Origin of the sequence: Marinobacter zhanjiangensis, assembly GCF_014651935.1 — a bacterium.
In the GTDB taxonomy this organism is placed as follows: Bacteria; Pseudomonadota; Gammaproteobacteria; order Pseudomonadales; family Oleiphilaceae; genus Marinobacter; species Marinobacter zhanjiangensis.
This window is the reverse complement of the sequence record NZ_BMXV01000003.1, coordinates 281,277-297,861: the sequence shown is the minus strand read 5'-3', so window position 1 is coordinate 297,861 and position 16,585 is coordinate 281,277. Positions and strand designations below refer to the sequence as shown.

Annotated in this window: 18 protein-coding genes; 6 read left to right on the top strand and 12 right to left on the bottom strand. The window is 61.0% G+C overall.

The window, feature by feature from the left end; all coding sequences use genetic code 11:
• Window positions 1-11: 11 nt before the first annotated feature.
• The 5 genes from IE079_RS08115 to IE079_RS08095 all read right to left on the bottom strand — a co-directional run bounded on the left by IE079_RS08115 (window position 12) and on the right by IE079_RS08095 (window position 5,634).
• Complete coding sequence (locus tag IE079_RS08115; RefSeq protein WP_189575281.1) at window positions 12-893, bottom strand: CpsD/CapB family tyrosine-protein kinase; 882 nt, start codon at window positions 891-893, stop codon at window positions 12-14.
• Window positions 890-2,251: a Wzz/FepE/Etk N-terminal domain-containing protein gene (locus IE079_RS08110; RefSeq protein WP_189575279.1), complete on the bottom strand. Its 1,362-nt coding sequence runs from the start codon at window positions 2,249-2,251 to the stop codon at window positions 890-892. The genes IE079_RS08115 and IE079_RS08110 overlap by 4 nt, the downstream gene beginning before the upstream one ends.
• Before the next feature lie 22 nt (window positions 2,252-2,273).
• Entirely contained in the window at window positions 2,274-3,071 is a 798-nt protein-coding gene (locus IE079_RS08105) for an SLBB domain-containing protein (protein WP_189575277.1), read from the bottom strand.
• A 448-nt stretch (window positions 3,072-3,519) separates the two neighbouring features.
• Entirely contained in the window at window positions 3,520-3,963 is a 444-nt protein-coding gene (locus IE079_RS08100; RefSeq protein WP_189575275.1) for a copper chaperone PCu(A)C, read from the bottom strand.
• Window positions 3,964-4,029: 66 nt separating this feature from the next.
• On the bottom strand, window positions 4,030-5,634 hold the full coding sequence (locus IE079_RS08095) for a sulfatase-like hydrolase/transferase (RefSeq protein ID WP_189575272.1): 1,605 nt from the start codon (window positions 5,632-5,634) through the stop codon (window positions 4,030-4,032).
• A 263-nt stretch (window positions 5,635-5,897) separates the two neighbouring features.
• On the opposite strand from IE079_RS08095, the gene IE079_RS08090 reads away from it, so the two are divergent.
• Complete coding sequence (locus IE079_RS08090) at window positions 5,898-7,037, top strand: aminotransferase class V-fold PLP-dependent enzyme (RefSeq protein ID WP_189575270.1); 1,140 nt, start codon at window positions 5,898-5,900, stop codon at window positions 7,035-7,037.
• A gap of 36 nt (window positions 7,038-7,073) precedes the next feature.
• Here IE079_RS08090 and IE079_RS08085 read toward each other — a convergent pair whose 3' ends face one another.
• The 6 genes from IE079_RS08085 to IE079_RS08060 form a co-directional block, all read right to left on the bottom strand.
• On the bottom strand, window positions 7,074-7,454 hold the full coding sequence (locus IE079_RS08085; RefSeq protein WP_189575268.1) for a thiol-disulfide oxidoreductase DCC family protein: 381 nt from the start codon (window positions 7,452-7,454) through the stop codon (window positions 7,074-7,076).
• A gap of 49 nt (window positions 7,455-7,503) precedes the next feature.
• Window positions 7,504-8,043, bottom strand: a complete 540-nt coding sequence (gene thpR, locus IE079_RS08080; protein ID WP_227712411.1) for an RNA 2',3'-cyclic phosphodiesterase — start codon at window positions 8,041-8,043, stop codon at window positions 7,504-7,506.
• Window positions 8,044-8,062: 19 nt separating this feature from the next.
• The gene (locus IE079_RS08075) at window positions 8,063-8,455 is read right to left on the bottom strand and encodes a DUF2784 domain-containing protein (protein WP_189575263.1); all 393 of its coding nucleotides are present in this window, start codon (window positions 8,453-8,455) and stop codon (window positions 8,063-8,065) included.
• The gene (locus IE079_RS08070; protein ID WP_189575261.1) at window positions 8,452-9,423 is read right to left on the bottom strand and encodes a threonine ammonia-lyase; all 972 of its coding nucleotides are present in this window, start codon (window positions 9,421-9,423) and stop codon (window positions 8,452-8,454) included. Before IE079_RS08070 ends, IE079_RS08075 begins: the two co-directional genes overlap by 4 nt.
• An 18-nt stretch (window positions 9,424-9,441) precedes the next feature.
• Window positions 9,442-10,101, bottom strand: a complete 660-nt coding sequence (locus tag IE079_RS08065) for a DUF2238 domain-containing protein (RefSeq protein WP_189575259.1) — start codon at window positions 10,099-10,101, stop codon at window positions 9,442-9,444.
• Window positions 10,102-10,280: 179 nt separating this feature from the next.
• On the bottom strand, window positions 10,281-10,601 hold the full coding sequence (locus tag IE079_RS08060) for a putative signal transducing protein (protein ID WP_189575257.1): 321 nt from the start codon (window positions 10,599-10,601) through the stop codon (window positions 10,281-10,283).
• 277 nt (window positions 10,602-10,878) lie between these two features.
• Between IE079_RS08060 and IE079_RS08055 the strand changes: the two genes are divergently transcribed.
• The 5 genes from IE079_RS08055 (at window position 10,879) to IE079_RS08035 (ending at window position 15,853) form a co-directional block, all read left to right on the top strand.
• Window positions 10,879-11,454 carry an NnrU family protein gene (locus IE079_RS08055; protein ID WP_189575255.1) on the top strand — a complete coding sequence of 192 codons (576 nt, stop codon included), beginning with the start codon at window positions 10,879-10,881 and terminating at the stop codon, window positions 11,452-11,454.
• A gap of 87 nt (window positions 11,455-11,541) precedes the next feature.
• On the top strand, window positions 11,542-13,113 hold the full coding sequence (locus IE079_RS08050; protein WP_189575253.1) for a Re/Si-specific NAD(P)(+) transhydrogenase subunit alpha: 1,572 nt from the start codon (window positions 11,542-11,544) through the stop codon (window positions 13,111-13,113).
• 13 nt (window positions 13,114-13,126) lie between these two features.
• Window positions 13,127-14,521: a Re/Si-specific NAD(P)(+) transhydrogenase subunit beta gene (pntB, locus tag IE079_RS08045; RefSeq protein ID WP_189575251.1), complete on the top strand. Its 1,395-nt coding sequence runs from the start codon at window positions 13,127-13,129 to the stop codon at window positions 14,519-14,521.
• Window positions 14,522-14,608: 87 nt separating this feature from the next.
• Complete coding sequence (locus tag IE079_RS08040) at window positions 14,609-15,235, top strand: porin family protein (protein WP_189575248.1); 627 nt, start codon at window positions 14,609-14,611, stop codon at window positions 15,233-15,235.
• Between the two features lie 111 nt (window positions 15,236-15,346).
• Window positions 15,347-15,853: a C40 family peptidase gene (locus tag IE079_RS08035; RefSeq protein ID WP_189575246.1), complete on the top strand. Its 507-nt coding sequence runs from the start codon at window positions 15,347-15,349 to the stop codon at window positions 15,851-15,853.
• 8 nt (window positions 15,854-15,861) lie between these two features.
• Here the strand turns inward: IE079_RS08035 and IE079_RS08030 are convergent, their stop codons facing one another.
• Window positions 15,862-16,449: a CPBP family intramembrane glutamic endopeptidase gene (locus IE079_RS08030; RefSeq protein WP_189575243.1), complete on the bottom strand. Its 588-nt coding sequence runs from the start codon at window positions 16,447-16,449 to the stop codon at window positions 15,862-15,864.
• Window positions 16,450-16,585 lie beyond the last annotated feature (136 nt).

Sequence of the window (16,585 nt, the reverse complement as noted above, 5' to 3'; positions counted from 1 at the left end):
CGGGCCTGACATCAGTGCGAGAGGGCAACGCCGGTAATGGCGACCCCCAGGTCCCTGAGGCGATGTGTGGCCTTGTCCAGGGCCCTCAGGGGCGTATGGTTCTCGCGGGCGACCATCAGGGCCGCGCCCGAACGCGCTGCCACCAGCTGGGCATCCAGGTTGCTGCCGAGCGCTGGCGTGTTGATCAGTACCGCATCGAACTTCGGCACCAGCTGGGTCATCAGGGTCTGGTAACGCTTGTGTGCCAGCAGTTCCTGGGGGTTTGGCGCTACCGTGCCGCCATTCAGGAGCCACAGGGAATCCAGCGGAGGGCAGTGACGGGGAATGGCGGACGAACGCCCGGCCAGGGCATCCGACAACCCTCGCAGGTTCGGAAGACCGAACCATTCATGGAGCGACGGGTCGCGCAGGTTGCCATCAATCAGCAGGGTACGGGCTCCCGTCTGCGCGATAACCACCGCGAGGTTGGTTGCCAGGTCCCGGATACCGGATTCATCATCCACGCCAACCACGGCCAGCACCTTGTTGTCGGGCTGGTTGAAATAGCGCAGCATCAATTCGCTGCGCAGACTTCGCAGAGCCTCAACCCGGGGATGGGTCGGCTGATAGGCCGCAATCACCCGTGGGTGCAGGCTCACCTCGCTGGCCGGTCGCGCCACCACAGGGTAGGCAAACTGCTCGGCAAGCACCGCCTTCACGTCTTCCGCGGTTGCCAGCCCAAGCGACTGGGCCGCCTCACCAAAGCGAATGCCCTTTTGTTTCTGCAGCCCCAGAATCCGGTCCAGTTCATCACCATGGATCAGGCCCTTCTGAACCATCAGCCGTCCCATCAGATCGGTGTGATTCGGGATATGGGAGCCGTCCCGGAACAGCGGAAGCGCTATTTCAGTCATACTGTTCGAGCCTCTTTCTGGCGATAGGTCCCTGCGGTATCAGGAAGATAGGCCAGCACCGGGATGCCCAGGGTTTCCTCGATATCAAAGCGACTCCGCACCCGGCGATTGGCAAGCTCCAGCAGCAACGACAGCGCAACACCCAGCAAAAAGCCCAGTACCGTGGCAATGACCAGGTTGAGTTTGATGTTGGGTGACGAGGGCAACGACGGGGGAATAGCCTCATTGAGCACAGTCACGCTGGTCTCCGCCAGCCGGCTTTCCAGGGAATTCGACTGGGCCCGGCCAGAGGCGGCGTTGTAGGCCTCCTGGGCCATCTGGACCTCCTGTTGCAGAAGATCCAGTTCGTCCCGTTTGGCCTTCAGCGACAGCACCCGCTGCTTTTGCCGGTCAAATGCCTGCTGCAGTTCCTGCAGCCGGCTCTCCGATACGTCAGCTGTCGACTCGAGACTACGGGCAGCGATGCCGCGCTCTCTGGCCAGACTCCCACGCAGGGCCTGCACTTCGGAAAGCTGGCGACGGTATTCAGGGTGGCGTTCGCCATAGCGGGTTGACATGTCCTCCAGTTCCGCCTGGGCGCTGGACAGTTCAGACCGCAGCTTCTGGATCGTGGCACCGTTGGGAATCGACGAATCGGCTCCCTCGCCCTGGCGCAACTGATCCTGTGTGCTCTGGTCCTGGGCTTCCACCAGGCGGGAAGACAGCTCCGCCAACCGGGTATTCTCCAGGTCCAGCTGTTCATTCATGCCGACAATGCCATGCTCCTGCTGGAACCCGGAGAACTTCTGACGGGCCTCCCTCAGGTTGGCCCTGAGTACGTCCAGCTGGTCCTGGTACCACCTGGAAAAGCGTCGTGCCGGGTCTGTGCGCAGCTCAATACTGGTGTCGATATAGGCTGCTGACAGACTGTTGAGAGCCCCAGCGGCCACCTCCGGATCCTCGGCCATCAGTGAAATGGTCATCACGCTGCTGTCCTTGCCGGGTTCGACGGTAAGGTTCCGGCGAATGTAGCCTGACAACCAGCCAGCAGGGTTCACGCTGCCTTCACTCTGCTCTTCAGCTGCCCGCTGATCCACCAGCGCGCGGATGTCCTCAGGCAGGTATTCGTAGACGCGTGCAGATACCCGACGGCTGCGGATGATCTCCGTCTGGGTCGACATATAACCCGAGCGCGCGGAGACCGACTCGCCGGTCACCCGGTCCTGTACCTTGCCCTCCATGATCAGCTCGGTGGTCGCAACGTACTTCTGTGGCATGAACATGGATACCACGCTGATGGCACCAACGCACACGACAACCAGCGCGGCGGTGATCCACCATCGAGCCAACAGGATTCTCAACAGACTGCTCAGGCTCATGCCTCTCTCCCTGGAAGCGATTTCAGAACAAGCTTTCCTTGACGAACAGAACATCGCCGTCGCGGATCGGATCAGACAGATCCACATCCAGCGTTTTTACCGTGCCATCGGGTTGCTTGCGGTATAGCACGACACCGCGGGTATTGGCCCGGGGATTGAAGCCCCCGCTGACCGACAGGGCCTGCATGACGTTCAGAGGCCGGTCCAGGGTATAGGTGCCGGGCTTCTGGACCTGGCCATGAACATAGAATTGTTCCGCCTTGGGTACGAACAGAGTGTCTCCTTTGCGAACCCGGACCGCAGGCCTGTTGCCCGCCTGCCCGTCCAGCAGTTCGGTCAGGAAGTACTCCTGGCGGGTCTGCTGGCCGTCCTCGTCCTCACGTATCAGCACCAGCCGTTCGCCACCGCCACTCTTGATGCCCCCCGCCAGGGCCAGAATCTCGGTCAGGCTGGTGTTTCCCTTGAGGGCGATCTTGCCCGGCTGGTTGACATGCCCCAGTACCGATACGGTGTTACTGCGGTATTCCTCCACCACCACGTTGACGTTGGCGTTGCGGAGGTAGCCTTCGTTTTCCAGTCGGGCTTCCAGCAGACGGCTGACGGCCGGCGGCGTCAGGCCCTCCACGTTCACACGCCCGATCAATGCCATGGTGATGGTGCCATCCGCTGCCACTTCCGTGGTGGTGCTCATGTCATCCTGGCCATAAACGGAAATATCCACCCGGTCACCGATCCCCAGTTCGTAGGCGTCCTGCGCCTGAGCCATCATGGCCGTCAGCAGCATCAGGGCCACGACCGGAATCAGTCTCCGGAAAGTCATGCTCTTCATCATCCCAATCCATCCCTTGTTGGAGCGTCAGCACGTCAGGCGCGCCGGGCGGCCAAGCCTGAGCTGTTCCATGCAATTGCTGGGCCCGTGGAGACCGGACCCGGGTAAGAACTCGATCTGATCACACACTCGCAGACACGCTGCCGGCCTTGATTTCCAAGGCCTTGCGGCGACCGGAAGAGCAACTATTATGCGCACCTATCTGCGGCATCATCAACGTGTCGCAGCAATGTATAGATAGCCCACCGGAAGGCATAAACACATGTTTTAATAGCACTTTTAATGCTACCAACAGAACATGACTGCGAGGTTATGAGATATTCATCACATTCACTGGTGACGCATCAGCAGAGGGGGAACCCGGAGCGGGCTTCTGTCAGGGGGGAGCCAGCCCCGGTCGGCGCCGGGGCATCGCAACCATCAACGACCGCACCGCACACTAGCGCTGCTGTACCTGAAGCTTGACTTCAATCGGATCCATGCCGTCAAAGGTCAGTGACAACGGGACTTCGTCGCCTTCCTTCAGGCGCTGTTCCAGCTGCTCCAGCATCAGGTGGTAGCTGTGCGGCTTCAGGGTCACGGTTTCGCCGGCGGGCACGGTCAGGCCTTCCTTGAGCGGCCGCATCTTCATCACGCCATCCTGCATGGTGGTTTCATGAATGGAAACCCGCGCCGCCGCCGGCGTCTGGCCCGCTACCAGGGTGACGGGCACCTGTCCCTGGTTGCTGATGGCCATATAGCCCACGCCAACCGGAGTACCCGGCGGTGTGGGCCGGGACCACGGCTGACTGATGGTCAGACTGCCATGCTGATAATCCTGGGCCAGAGCGGGTGCTGACAGGGCAAGAAATCCGAGGGCCAGAATACAGGCTTTGGGCGACATGAATACTCTCCTGGTCTGTCTGAAGTCAGGCGCCAGTGTTCCCTGAACGGTTACCGCGGGCAAGCCTCACGGGTGCGATATATTGCCACGCACCCCAAAATACCGATGCAGGAACGGCCGCAAGACATCCATGGCGGGGCCCGGCTGATCACCGGGCCAGATGCCCCTGCGGAACCCCTCCAGGCCGTTTCCCGGCTCGTCTTCAGTGCCCACAAATGGCTCGATCAGCGCAGGATTCGCACTGATCAGGTGCACCGGGACGTCCCGGCTCGCGCCCTCTCCGGTCACCAGAGGTGCTGGCTGGTGATCCCCGAGCACAACCAGCAGTGTTCGCTGATCCATGCGGTTCTCGAGGTAACTGGCCACTACGTCGATACTGTAGGCGACCGACCGTGCATACTGCGCCCTCACCCGCTCCGGGTCCTGCCACAATGACGACGGCGTTTCACCGGCACCCCGCCAGGGCTCGAACACTTCGCCCCGGCCGATGGACTGCCAGTCTTCCAGCACTGGCAGTACCGGCACCCATGGAGCGTGGCTGCTGATCAGCGACAGCTCCGCAAAGACGGGCTCCCGCGACGGCCCCAGGATGGTGTCGTGCAGCCGTGACCAGGTGTACTGGTCGGGCATTGTCACCCAGTTAAGGGCCGGCCCCAGGTAGCCCATGGCATCGGCGTCCAGGATCCGGTCATAGCCCAGTGCCCGTCCTTCCGGCCAGGCCATGGTGATCGCTGGCATTACCGCAACGGACTGGTGTCCGGTCGCCTGGAAGTCATTGATCAGGGTCGGGCTCTGGCTGGACAGCAGCGCATCATAGTCCTGCTGACTGTCAATCCAGAGTCCGCTCAGCAAAGTGCCATGGGCGAGCCAGGACTGACCGCCCTGAACCGGTGAGCGCAGACGACCGGAGACAGCATGAAACCCGCGTTCTTCCACGGCAGCTTCCAGGCCGGTCAGGGATTCCTGCACCATCGGGCGATAACGCTCGTCAAACAACGCCGATACGCCATAGGACTCCACGAAAGCCAGCACAACCGTTGTCTCGGCAAGGCCGGCAAGCGCCATGGCATCGCCAGCCTGCCCCCCGGTTCCTGTGGTTATCCGCTCCCGGAAACGCTGGCTGGCCTGACGGGCATCCAGTGCCTCGCCGGCATGCACGGCTCCGATCCTTACTGCGGTTGCCCCCACCAGCTGTACCGGCAGTATCAGACCAATAACGGCCATACCGGCCAGCCCGGCCGCCAGATGACGACCGGCCACATGATGGCCCAGATCACCAATTCGCACTAACAGGCCCGCCACCAGCGACGCCAGCACCAAGCACAGGGCAAGGGCCAGAATGAAGACAAGCAGCGTGGTCATCCAACCCAGGTTGGCTTCCAGAAGGTCAACACTGGCACCCATGATCGACGTATCCAGGTACAGGTTCAGTGGGCGGCCCAGGCTCGCCCGGACCAAGGTGTCGAGCATGACAAACATGGCCGAAAGGCCGTATAGCAGCCCAGCCCCCCACGCCAGCCCGCGCCTCAGCCAGGGAGCTGGTAACCACAGGAACAGCCCCGCCAGCACCAGCCCCTCGATGGCAATCCACGGCACACTGGCACCACCCGGCACCACCAGGGCCAGCAGAAGCGCGTTCAGAATGAAAATCAGAATGACCAGACGCTTCATGTCACCTGCACCGAAAATCGATTGATTGAGACAGGGGTATACGCGCAAGCCTGCCCCCTGCATTCACAACACATTTCTGACTGACTTTACAGCCTCCGTCCCCAGCACCGACAGGACTGCTCATGAAGAATCTGTCAGGCCCGTGGAAATGCGGATTGCGTCATGGGCAGAAGAAATGAAAATATTGTTATTGTTAGCTGATAAACAACAAGCTGTTGTCCCGTGTGCCTGAGCCCGGGGACACGCCAAACACAGGATCCTCCATGTCCAGACAGGTCCCGCAGGTTGACCCGGAAGGGTTGCTCGAATATTCGGTGGTCTTCAATGACCGCTCCCTGAATCATATGTCAACCGTGTTCCAGCAGGTCATGCGCGACATCTCGGCCACTCTCAAACGCACCTACCAGGCCGATGGTGCCGTGGTTGTGCCCGGCGGTGGCAGCTTTGGCATGGAAGCGGTGGCACGTCAGTTTGCCCATGACCGCCACTGCCTGGTCATCCGCAACGGCTGGTTCAGCTACCGGTGGAGCCAGATCTTCGACATGGGGCGCATTCCCGCACGGGCAACGGTCATGAAAGCCGCACCCGTCAGCGACGGTCATCAGGCTGCCTATGCCCCGGCCTCTGTCGATGAGGTCGTGGCCACCATCCTTTCGGAAAAGCCGGAGGTGGTCTTTGCTCCCCATGTGGAAACCGCCTCGGGTATGGTTCTGCCGGATAACTACCTGAAGGCAATCGGTGATGCGGTCAGTCAGATCGGCGGGCTCTTCGTGCTGGACTGCGTGGCCTCCGGTGCGCTCTGGGTGGACATGAAAGCCTGCGGCGTGGACGTGCTGATCAGTGCCCCGCAAAAGGGCTGGAGCGCTTCCCCCTGTGCTGCGCTGATTGGCCTGGGCAGCCGTGCCCTGGAGCGTATCGAGCAGACCACAAGCAGCAGCTTTGCCGCCGACCTCAGGAAATGGCTCAACATCATGCGGGCATACGAGGACGGCGGCCACGCGTACCACGCCACCATGCCCACGGACACCCTGGCGGTTCTGCGCGATGCCATGAAGGAGACCGAGAGAACAGGGCTCGGCACCCTCAAGGCCAGACAGTGGGACCTTGGCAATCAGGTGCGGGCACTCTTCAATGAAGCCGGGTTTCGCAGCGTTGCCGCCGAAGGGTTCAAAGCACCCGGGGTGGTCGTGCTGCATACCGACAATATCGATATCCACAACACCCGCCTGTTTAGGGAACAGGGTATCCAGACCGCCGCCGGCGTGCCCATGATGTGCGACGAGCCGGAGAATTTCCGCAGCTTCCGTGTCGGCCTGTTCGGGCTGGAGAAGCTCAACAATATCGACCGCACCGTGGACAATCTGCGTCAGGCGCTGGCAGCCATCGGACCGACTGATGGCTGAGGCCCGGGAATCCGGGTCTTTCTGCCGTGCAGACGCCTACTTCCCCGGCATACGCCCGGTACGTTCCAGGCGGCGGGTCACCATCCGGTGGTAGGCTTTGGCCAGCAGGGGCCGGATCACCGGCAGGCCAATCAGCCATGCCAGGGGCTTGAGCACGGGCACCCGGGACATCAGCAGGATATAGGCGTCCAGCTCCCGGTGTACGCGCCCGTCGCCGTCCTGCACGTGCAACTCCTGCAGGGCGGCGTCGGGATCAATGCCAACGGCCTTGAGCTCTTCGTCCCGGCCGGTGATGTCCACCCACTCCACGTTGTCGGCGGCCTTGCCGGCCAGCTTTTCATATTGCTGACGATCACGGATGCAACTCGGGCAAGAGCCGTCGTAGTAGACGCGAAGTCTGTCGCTGGAATCCACCATGGTGCCTCCTCTGGTAGCCGTGGCTTACCCTCTTACTTCTATTGATGGGTCACGTTCTGGTGTCTTTCAACTGGAACAGTGCCAGCCGCTGATACCGGGACCCATCCGGCCCCGGTTGACTGAGGAACAGACTTACCCCGTCAACCGTGAAACCCGGTGCCACGTGATCACGATACTGGTCCAGAAAAGCATTGGCGGGACCGGCCTGACGTCGACCAAACCTGGCCAGGGTAATGTGCGGGTGGAAGCGGCGAGTGTCCATCGGGAAGCCGGACCGGCCGAGACGCTGGCAAAGCGCCTCATACAAGGCCCGCACCGGCTCTTCGGGCCTTACCCCCGCCCACAGGTTACGGGGTTTGCCCGGATCCCCGAAGCAATCCACACCTGCCGGCTCCAGGACGAACGCCGGGGCATCCAGATCCTCCAGTGCCCGGAACACCACCGGCATTCGTTCTGGCGCCACCTCACCCAGGAAGCACAATGTCAGGTGTAGCTGGTCCCGCCGTTGCCAGCGGGCGCCGACAATGTCGGCATTCCAGGTCAGCAGGCAGTCTTTCACCGGTTCGGGCAGGGCCAGCCCCAGAAACACTCGTGGCAAGGCAATCTCCTCAGGACGGATGTCGACGTGGCGGGAACCACCACCAGCTGGCCAGTACCAGCAGTCCGAAGCCGGTATACAGGGCAATGAAGACCCAGGCCGGGGCGTCGTAGTAAAGCACCTGCTGCAGCCAGTGTTCAATAAAGCTGCCCTCGTAGCCGGATTGTCCGGCCCGGCGCCGCAACCACATCTCCAGGGTGGTGAGCGGGCAGATCACGCCCAGCCAGGCCTGGGCCACAACGACGAAAATCGCCGCCAGGTGGGCCAGCCGAAACCATAGGTGGTTCACCCAGTGCCAGCCTAACCCGTTGCCCGCCAGCACCAGCACAAGCCCAAGCACCACAAACACGACCACGGCCATATGCAGGGCCAGCACCCCATCCGCCAGCCACTGCCAGATCATGCCGACGACTCGCAGTGATGAACCTGGTCCGGATCCAGGTTACCGCCGGTGATCACCAGCAGGTCCGCGCTTGCCGGTGATGGTTCCACCACCCCGTCCAAGAGGGCTGCCAGGCCAACGGCAGCACCGGGTTCCACGTAGAGCCGGGCCTCCGTCAGCAACAACCGGGTGGCCTCCCGGATTGCCGGTTCCGACACGGTCACCATCCGGTCCACCACCTGGCGGGTCGCAGCAAAGGTATGCTCACCCACAATCGCCGGGGCCAGACTGGCCGCCCAGGTATCCACGGTGGCAAGGCTTGCAGCGGGGTCATTCCGCTGCCAGGCATTGCCCATGGCGGCCGCACCTTCCGGTTCGATACCAATGACCTCCACGTCCGGCCGGCTGGCCTTGATCGCAAGGCCCAGCCCGGATATCAGGCCACCACCACCCACCGGGCACAGTATGCGGCGCATATCCGGGCACTGCCCGAGCAACTCCAGCCCCACGGTGCCCTGTCCGGTCATGACGCGCAGATCATTGTAGGGATGCACCAGAGTCAGACCCCGCTCTTCCACCAGTTGGTGACAGAGGGCGACGGCATCCTGAATGTGACCGTGAACCTTCACCTCGGCTCCGAGCGCTCTGGTGCGCTGGATTTTCATTTCACTGGAGCCCTCCGGCATCACCACCGTCAGTGGTGTATCGGTGCTGGCAGCGGCCCGGGCCAGTGCAATGGCATGGTTGCCGGCGGACACCGTTACCAGGCCACCCGCCAGCTCCTCCTCCGATGCTGTCATTACCCAGTTGAGTGCGCCCCGGAGTTTGAAGCTGCCAGTGCGTTGCAGGTTCTCACATTTCAGTAACAGGGAATGGCCGGTGGCCTGATCCAGATCCACCGACTGCCAGAGCGGGGTCCGGACGATCTTGTCCCCTATTCGGTCATCAGCCCGGCGAATGACGGACTGATCCGGCAGTGATGATTGCACCCTGTGTCCCTCCTTGTCCTATCGACTGAAAAACCTCGGGTTACGTTCGACAAACCCACCAATCCATCGTTCCAGATAAGAGGCTTGTTGTGGATTCCTCAGGTAACGCCAGCCAAGCAGAGAAATCACCAGGGCGCCGAGGGCGTCGACAATCAGGTCCCACATGGTGTCGGTCAGCCCCGACGGGTCCTCCAGCATGGCCTTCTGCATGTTCATACCGAACAGTGAGTCCATTGTGAACTCGAAGATCTCCCACAGGGCGCCCACGCCCAGAGCGAACAGGAACGCAAAGAACGCCACGAAGCCAGGCTTCATGTGGACCTCGATACGCTCGACTTCGTTCATGATGTGCACCAGCAGGAAACCCAGGATCCCCAGCAGAACACCGGAGGAAATATGCAGGGCAATATCCCACCACCAGAAACGGGTGTAGTAGTCGCGCACTTCCCCAAGGAACAGCGACGCGAACACAAAACCGATGGCCATCAGCTGGAGCTCCGGTGGTATATGTATCCGGAAGCGCCGCTCCAACAGCACCGGGAGAAAGGTGACAACGATGATCAGCGCGGTGAAAAAACCGGTGAACCAGCGTCCGGTCCACATCGCAGCCATCACCTCAAGGAAAAGCACAAACTGCAGGAAAAAGGTGATTCTCTGGTGGGTAACCCTGATGCGCACGGCTTACCTTCCCGGATCGATGGGGTCATGGAGTGGGGGGTGCCGTTCGCGGCACTCCATCCGTTCATACAGAGGCAGGCTATCACACTCACTGGCATCACCGGGATAACGACCATCTACGGTACCACAAGCGGTTACCAGCAGGACGATGGACAGGGATGTGACGAGCAACGCCATTGTCAGAATGCCAGGGCAAACCCCAGTGCCACCGCCAGCACAAGCAGCAGGAACCAGCGAGCGTAGAACTCGCCGGAGTCATTGCCCGATGGTATGCGGTCCCCATTATTGGTGGCAGCGCCCTCGTATTCGGCAATCAGGCGCCGGGCTTCCAGATAGTCGTCGTCATCCACATGCACGTTGGTGAAGCCGGCGGCGCCGATTTCCCCCAGGGCTCCCTGAAGATAATGACCGCCAACATGACTGTCGATGCCGTTGGCACGCAGCAATCCGGCGATGATGTGGGCCTCGGGAAGGTCCCGGGCATGGTAGGCAATCTGCATGGTATGGCTCCCGATAAGGCGACGGAGGACCCTGCCGTTCTGTCAGACAACGACAGAGACACTGTCAGTGTAGTCAATCCGGGCCGAAGTGGCGCGGCTGGTTACGCAGATGCCATGGCTGTGGACTGGTGTGCTGTCCAGGCAACTCGCTAACCTGAACCGTCCCACTTCGATGCGTTCAAAACGTTTGATACGTTCAATAATGACTCGCCAGATTGGCATATTCCCCGAACGGGGCACTATACTCGCTGTAAATAATTCAGGGAGAACGGAATCTATGCTGATAATGATCCTTGGACTGGTCATTTTCCTGGGCGTTCACTCGCTCTCCATCGTCAACGAACCGTTTCGTAACCGCCTGTTGGGTTCCATGGGCGAAGGGGCCTTCAAGGGCGTCTTCTCGCTGGTCTCCGCCATTGGTCTCGTACTGATTGTTGTGGGTTACGGCATGGCCCGTACAGACCCCACTGTACTCTACATGCCACCCACCTGGCTGCGGCATGTGGCCATGCTGTTACTGGTGCCGGTGTTCCCGTTGTTGGTAGCCGCCTATTTTCCCGGCCGGATCAGCCGTACGCTGAAGCACCCCATGCTGGTGGCGGTAAAACTCTGGGCCGTCGCTCACCTGTTGGCCAACGGTATGCTCCACGACGTAGTGCTGTTCGGTGCCTTCCTCGCCTGGGCCGTGGTTGACCGCATCTCCCTCAAGCGCCGGACAGGCCACCCGGTTCCCACGCTTCCTGCCAGCCCCGCCAATGATGCCATTGCCGTGATCGGCGGGCTGGTGATCTATGTGCTGTTTGTCCTGTGGATTCACCAGTGGCTGATCGGTGTACCTCCGGTGCCCATGTAATCACCTGACAGACTGGCTGATACAGCGTTCCTGATACTGACATTACAAGCGAAGTAATCCCAATAGCGCTCGACAGGAGTCATAACCATGAAAATCGGTGTGCCCAAAGAAGTCTTCCCGGACGAACGGCGGGTGGCAACCACGCCAGCCGCCGTCGAGAAACTGATCAGGCTGGGCTATGAAGTGGCCGTTGAAACCGGTGCCGGCGAGGCGGCCGACTATAGCGACGACGCCTACCGGGAGGCAGGCGCGGCCATTGCGCTGGATACCACGGCGCTCTGGAAGGAGTCCGACATCGTGCTGAAAGTACGTGCCCCCATGGACCACCCGGGCACCCATAAGCACGAGTTGGACATGATCCCTGAGGGTGCCCATCTGGCAGGTTATATATGGCCAGCCCAGAACCCCGAGCTACTACAGAGGCTGGCAGACCGGAAGGTGACCAGCTTCGCCATCGACGCCCTGCCCCGCATCAGCCGGGCCCAGAAGATGGACGCTCTCAGCGCCATGGCCAACATTGCCGGTTACCGAGCTGTGATCGAGGCCGCCAACCAGTTTGGCCGTTTCTTCACCGGCCAGGTGACCGCTGCGGGCAAGGTACCGCCAGCCAAGGTACTGGTGATTGGCGCCGGGGTGGCCGGCCTGGCAGCCATCGGCACCGCTAACAGCATGGGTGCGGTGGTGCGTGCCTTTGATACGCGGCTGGAGGTAAAGGAACAGGTGGAAAGCATGGGCGCCGAATTCCTGGAACTGGACTTCGGCGACGAGGAAGGCAGCGGTGGCGGCGGTTACGCCAAGCAGATGAGCGACGAGTTCATCAAGGCCGAGATGGCCCTGTTCGCCGAGCAGGCGAAAGAGGTGGACATCATCATCACCACGGCGCTGATCCCCGGCAAGCCGGCCCCCAAGCTGATCACCGCCGATATGGTGAAATCCATGAAGCCCGGCAGCGTGATCGTGGACCTGGCCTCGGAACGCGGGGGCAACTGCGAACTGACAGAGCCGGGCAAAGTATCAGAACACCACGGCGTCAAACTGATCGGCTACACCGACCTGCCCAGCCGCATGGCCAAGGTAGCCAGTGACCTGTACGCCACCAACCTTGTCCATCTGATGACGGAACTGACCCCCGAGAAAGATGGCCAGCCGTCGGTCAATATGGACGATGCGGTCATACGGGGGCTGACCGTAAGCCATCAGGGAGACGTCACCTGGCCACCACCCCAGCCGGAGGAGCCAGCCAACAAGCCAGCACCAGGTACCGAGGAACCGTCACCGAAAGCGCAAGCCAAGCCGGCGCCCTCCCCTGGTCGCAAGCTTGCGGGCAAACTGACCCTTCTGGCGGTAACGGTACTGGCGCTATACGGTGTCGGCGCCTATGCGCCTGAAAGCTTTCTCAGCCACTTCACGGTCTTTGTACTGGCCTGTTTTATCGGTTGGCAGGTGATCTGGAACGTGACCGCCTCACTGCACACACCGCTGATGAGTGTGACCAACGCAATCAGTGGCATCATCGTAATCGGCGCCCTGCTTCATCTGGCACAGGCGGAAAACGCAGCGGTCAGTGTACTGTCGTTTATCGCGGTACTGATTGCCATGATCAACGTGTCCGGGGGCTTCCGGGTCACCCATCGCATGCTCAAGATGTTCCACAGGTAAGGAGGCGACCAACATGAGTCCAGGATTGATCAGTGTCGCCTATGTGGCGGCCAGCATATTGTTTATTCTCAGCCTGGGTGGCCTCAGCCACCAGGAATCCGCTCGCCGGGGCAACTGGTACGGAGTGGCCGGCATCATTATTGCCATTGGCGCCACCATCGCCGGTTTTGGCCTGGGGGATCTGACCGCAGTCATCGTGGCCATGGTGCTGGGCATTGCCATCGGGCTGCCCATGGCCAACAAGGTGGAAATGACCCAGATGCCCCAGCTGGTGGCGCTGCTGCACAGCTTTGTGGGGCTGGCCGCTGTACTGGTAGGCTTCTCCAGTTACATTGAACCACTGGTCATCATGGTGGGTGCCGAGCACGTTATCAAACTGGTGGAAGTCTATCTCGGCATCTTTATCGGCGCCGTGACCTTCACCGGTTCGCTGGTAGCCTGCGGCAAGCTGGATGGTCGCATCGACAGCAAGGCGCTGACCCTGCCGGGACGCCACTGGATGAATCTGGCTGCCGTGGTGGTTGCTGTCATTCTCGGTGGCTGGTTCCTGGGCACTGACAGCATGGTCGTTGGCATCATCCTGCTGGTGGTGATGACGCTGATCGCCGCCGCGCTTGGTGTTCACCTGATCATGGCCATCGGTGGCGCCGACATGCCGGTGGTGGTATCCATGCTCAACAGTTACTCCGGCTGGGCCGCCGCCGCCATCGGCTTCATGCTGGGCAATGATCTGCTGATTGTCACTGGCGCCCTGGTGGGCAGCAGTGGTGCCATTCTCAGCTACATCATGTGCAAGGCCATGAATCGCTCCTTCATCAGTGTAATCCTGGGCGGTTTTGGCCAGACCTCGTCCAGCTCCACCGCCAGCGACGGCGACCAGACCGTGCACGAGACCAGCGTTGATGAATTGGCGGAAGAGCTTCGCAACGCCGACTCGGTCATCATTGTGCCCGGGTATGGCATGGCCGTGGCCCAGGCCCAGAATGGTGTCAGCGAAATCACCAAATCGCTGCGGGACAGGGGCGTAAAGGTCCGCTTCGGCATACACCCGGTGGCTGGTCGGCTGCCCGGGCATATGAACGTATTGCTGGCCGAGGCCCATGTGCCCTACGACATCGTGCTGGAAATGGATGAGATCAATGACGACTTCCCGGAAACCGATGTGGTACTGGTGATCGGCGCCAACGACACCGTCAACCCGGCCGCGGCAGAGGACCCGACCAGCCCCATTGCCGGCATGCCGGTACTGGAGGTGTGGAAAGCGCGTCAGGTGGTGATCCTCAAACGGGGCATGGCCACGGGGTATTCCGGTGTGGAAAACCCCCTGTTCTTCAAGGACAACAGCCTGATGCTGTTTGGCGACGCCAAGGAATCCGTCGACAAGCTGATGGGTGCGCTGCGGGGCTGATCTGTCAGCAAGTGCGGACCGGACCGGCAATGCCCGGTCCGCTATACTCTGTCCGGTCTCATCAGCGCCTGAACAGGAACCTGAACCATGTCAGCGATTGTCCGTTGCCTGCTTATCCTTGTATTCGTGGCGACCGCCACCCAGGCCCGTGCCGAGGTGGAAATTGCTCCCTTCGCCGGTTTCCGGATGGGCGGTGAGTTCAGTGTGAACGACCGGGACACCGATGAGTCGGATACGCTGAAGTTCAAGGACTCGGAAGCCTTTGGCGTGGTCATGAACTTTGACCTGGAAGAAGCGGGCAAACAGGCGGAACTGTACTTTGGCCGCCAGGAAACCACAGCCTCTACTTCGGACCGTCTGCTGACGGAAAACAGCTATTCCGTGGATGTCACCATCTACCAGCTACAGTTCGGAGGCCTTTATTTTCCGGGTGGCAGAAATACCGGTGGTTTCGTGTCGGGCGTACTGGGTGTGACGCGTCTGGAGCCAAAGCCCTCCGGGCTGGATGACCACCATCGTGCCGCCATTGCCATCGGCGGTGGTTACAAGCTGGCACTGACGGACAACCTGCTGGCCCGGTTCGACCTGCGTGGACTCTATACTGTGCTCGACAGCGGCGGCGCGGTGTTCTGCGATGGCGGCTGCGCCGTGCGCTTCGACAGCAGCGGCTACGGCCAGGTTGAGGCCAGCGCGGGGCTGGCTTTGCGGTTTTAGCGGTATTTGGCGCCGGAACTGTAAATACGGCGCAAATCTGGCATCCGGCGCCTGACAGGCCAGCCGGCAGGTTGTACAGTTTTTACTGAAGCAGTTTCGAGGATTCGACCGATGCGTTTGTTCCACCAGCCCACAGGCCTTCTGCTGATGCTTGCCCTGTTTTTGACGGGCTGTGCATCCGGACCGGACGTCGGCCACAGGAGTGGTCAGGAATACACGCCGGTGTACCAGCCCGTCACCGATGCCGACAGTGACCGCGTCACCCGACTGCAGGATGTGTACGCCCGTTACGAGGGCACCCCCTACCGGTACGGCGGTACCACCGCCCGGGGTTTCGACTGTTCGGGTTTTATTAACAAGGCCTACCAGGAAGCCTTTGGCATGGAACTGCCCCGCACCACCTCACAGATGTTGGCCCAGGGGAACCGCGTGCCACCGGAGCAGTTACAGCCTGGTGACGTGGTATTCTTCAATATCCGCGGCAAGGAGAGTCATGCCGGAATCTTCATGGGCGGCGATGATTTCATCCATGCCTCGTCATCCGTGGGCGTCACCCAGTCTTCTCTCAATGGCTATTACTGGCAGGGGCGCCTCACCCAGGTCCGACGCTTTGACTGAGGCGGGCGTCAGGACGTCCTGAGCCCGAACAGTTGGGGATACCAGCGCAGCACGGCAATCACAACCAGGTCGTATACGGCGTGCCACACCATCACCAGCTGCAGGCTGTCAGTGACGGCATAGGCCACCCCGAACACGACTCCCAGGGCGCTTGCCACCAGAAAATAGGCCAGCGACATGGCATGGGCCAGACCGAACACCAAGGCTCCGGCGAGGATGCCCGCCACCACGCCCAGATGCTGACTGACCCAGCCCTGAATGACACCCCGGAACAGTAACTCTTCTCCGATACCCGCCAGCACGGCAAGGCCGACCAGCACCGACCAGCGCTGGGAACAGACAAACCGGTGCAGCTCCCGGATATGCTTCATCAGACTGTCCGAGGATAACGCATCCACCAGCGACAAAATCAGTAGCACCCCATAGGTCAGCAGGCCGGCCAGCGTGCCCCAGAACAGATAATCACCGGCCGTCAGGCCATGGGTCGCCACCGGAATATTGAATACCAACAGCGGCAACAGTCCCAGCAGCACAATGCCCGCCTGAAACAGCAGACCAGCCAGTGGGGAAAACCCTCTTCTTCGACGTGTTGCCATCGCACCTGTTCCGTTCGTCACTGAGTCACACCGCGCTCACTCTACGTGGACGCAGGATAAAGGCAAGAAGCTACCACTGTAGTAACCGGCTAATACCCGCTGCGTATCAAGGCCTGCTAGCGTTATAGATGGCAAA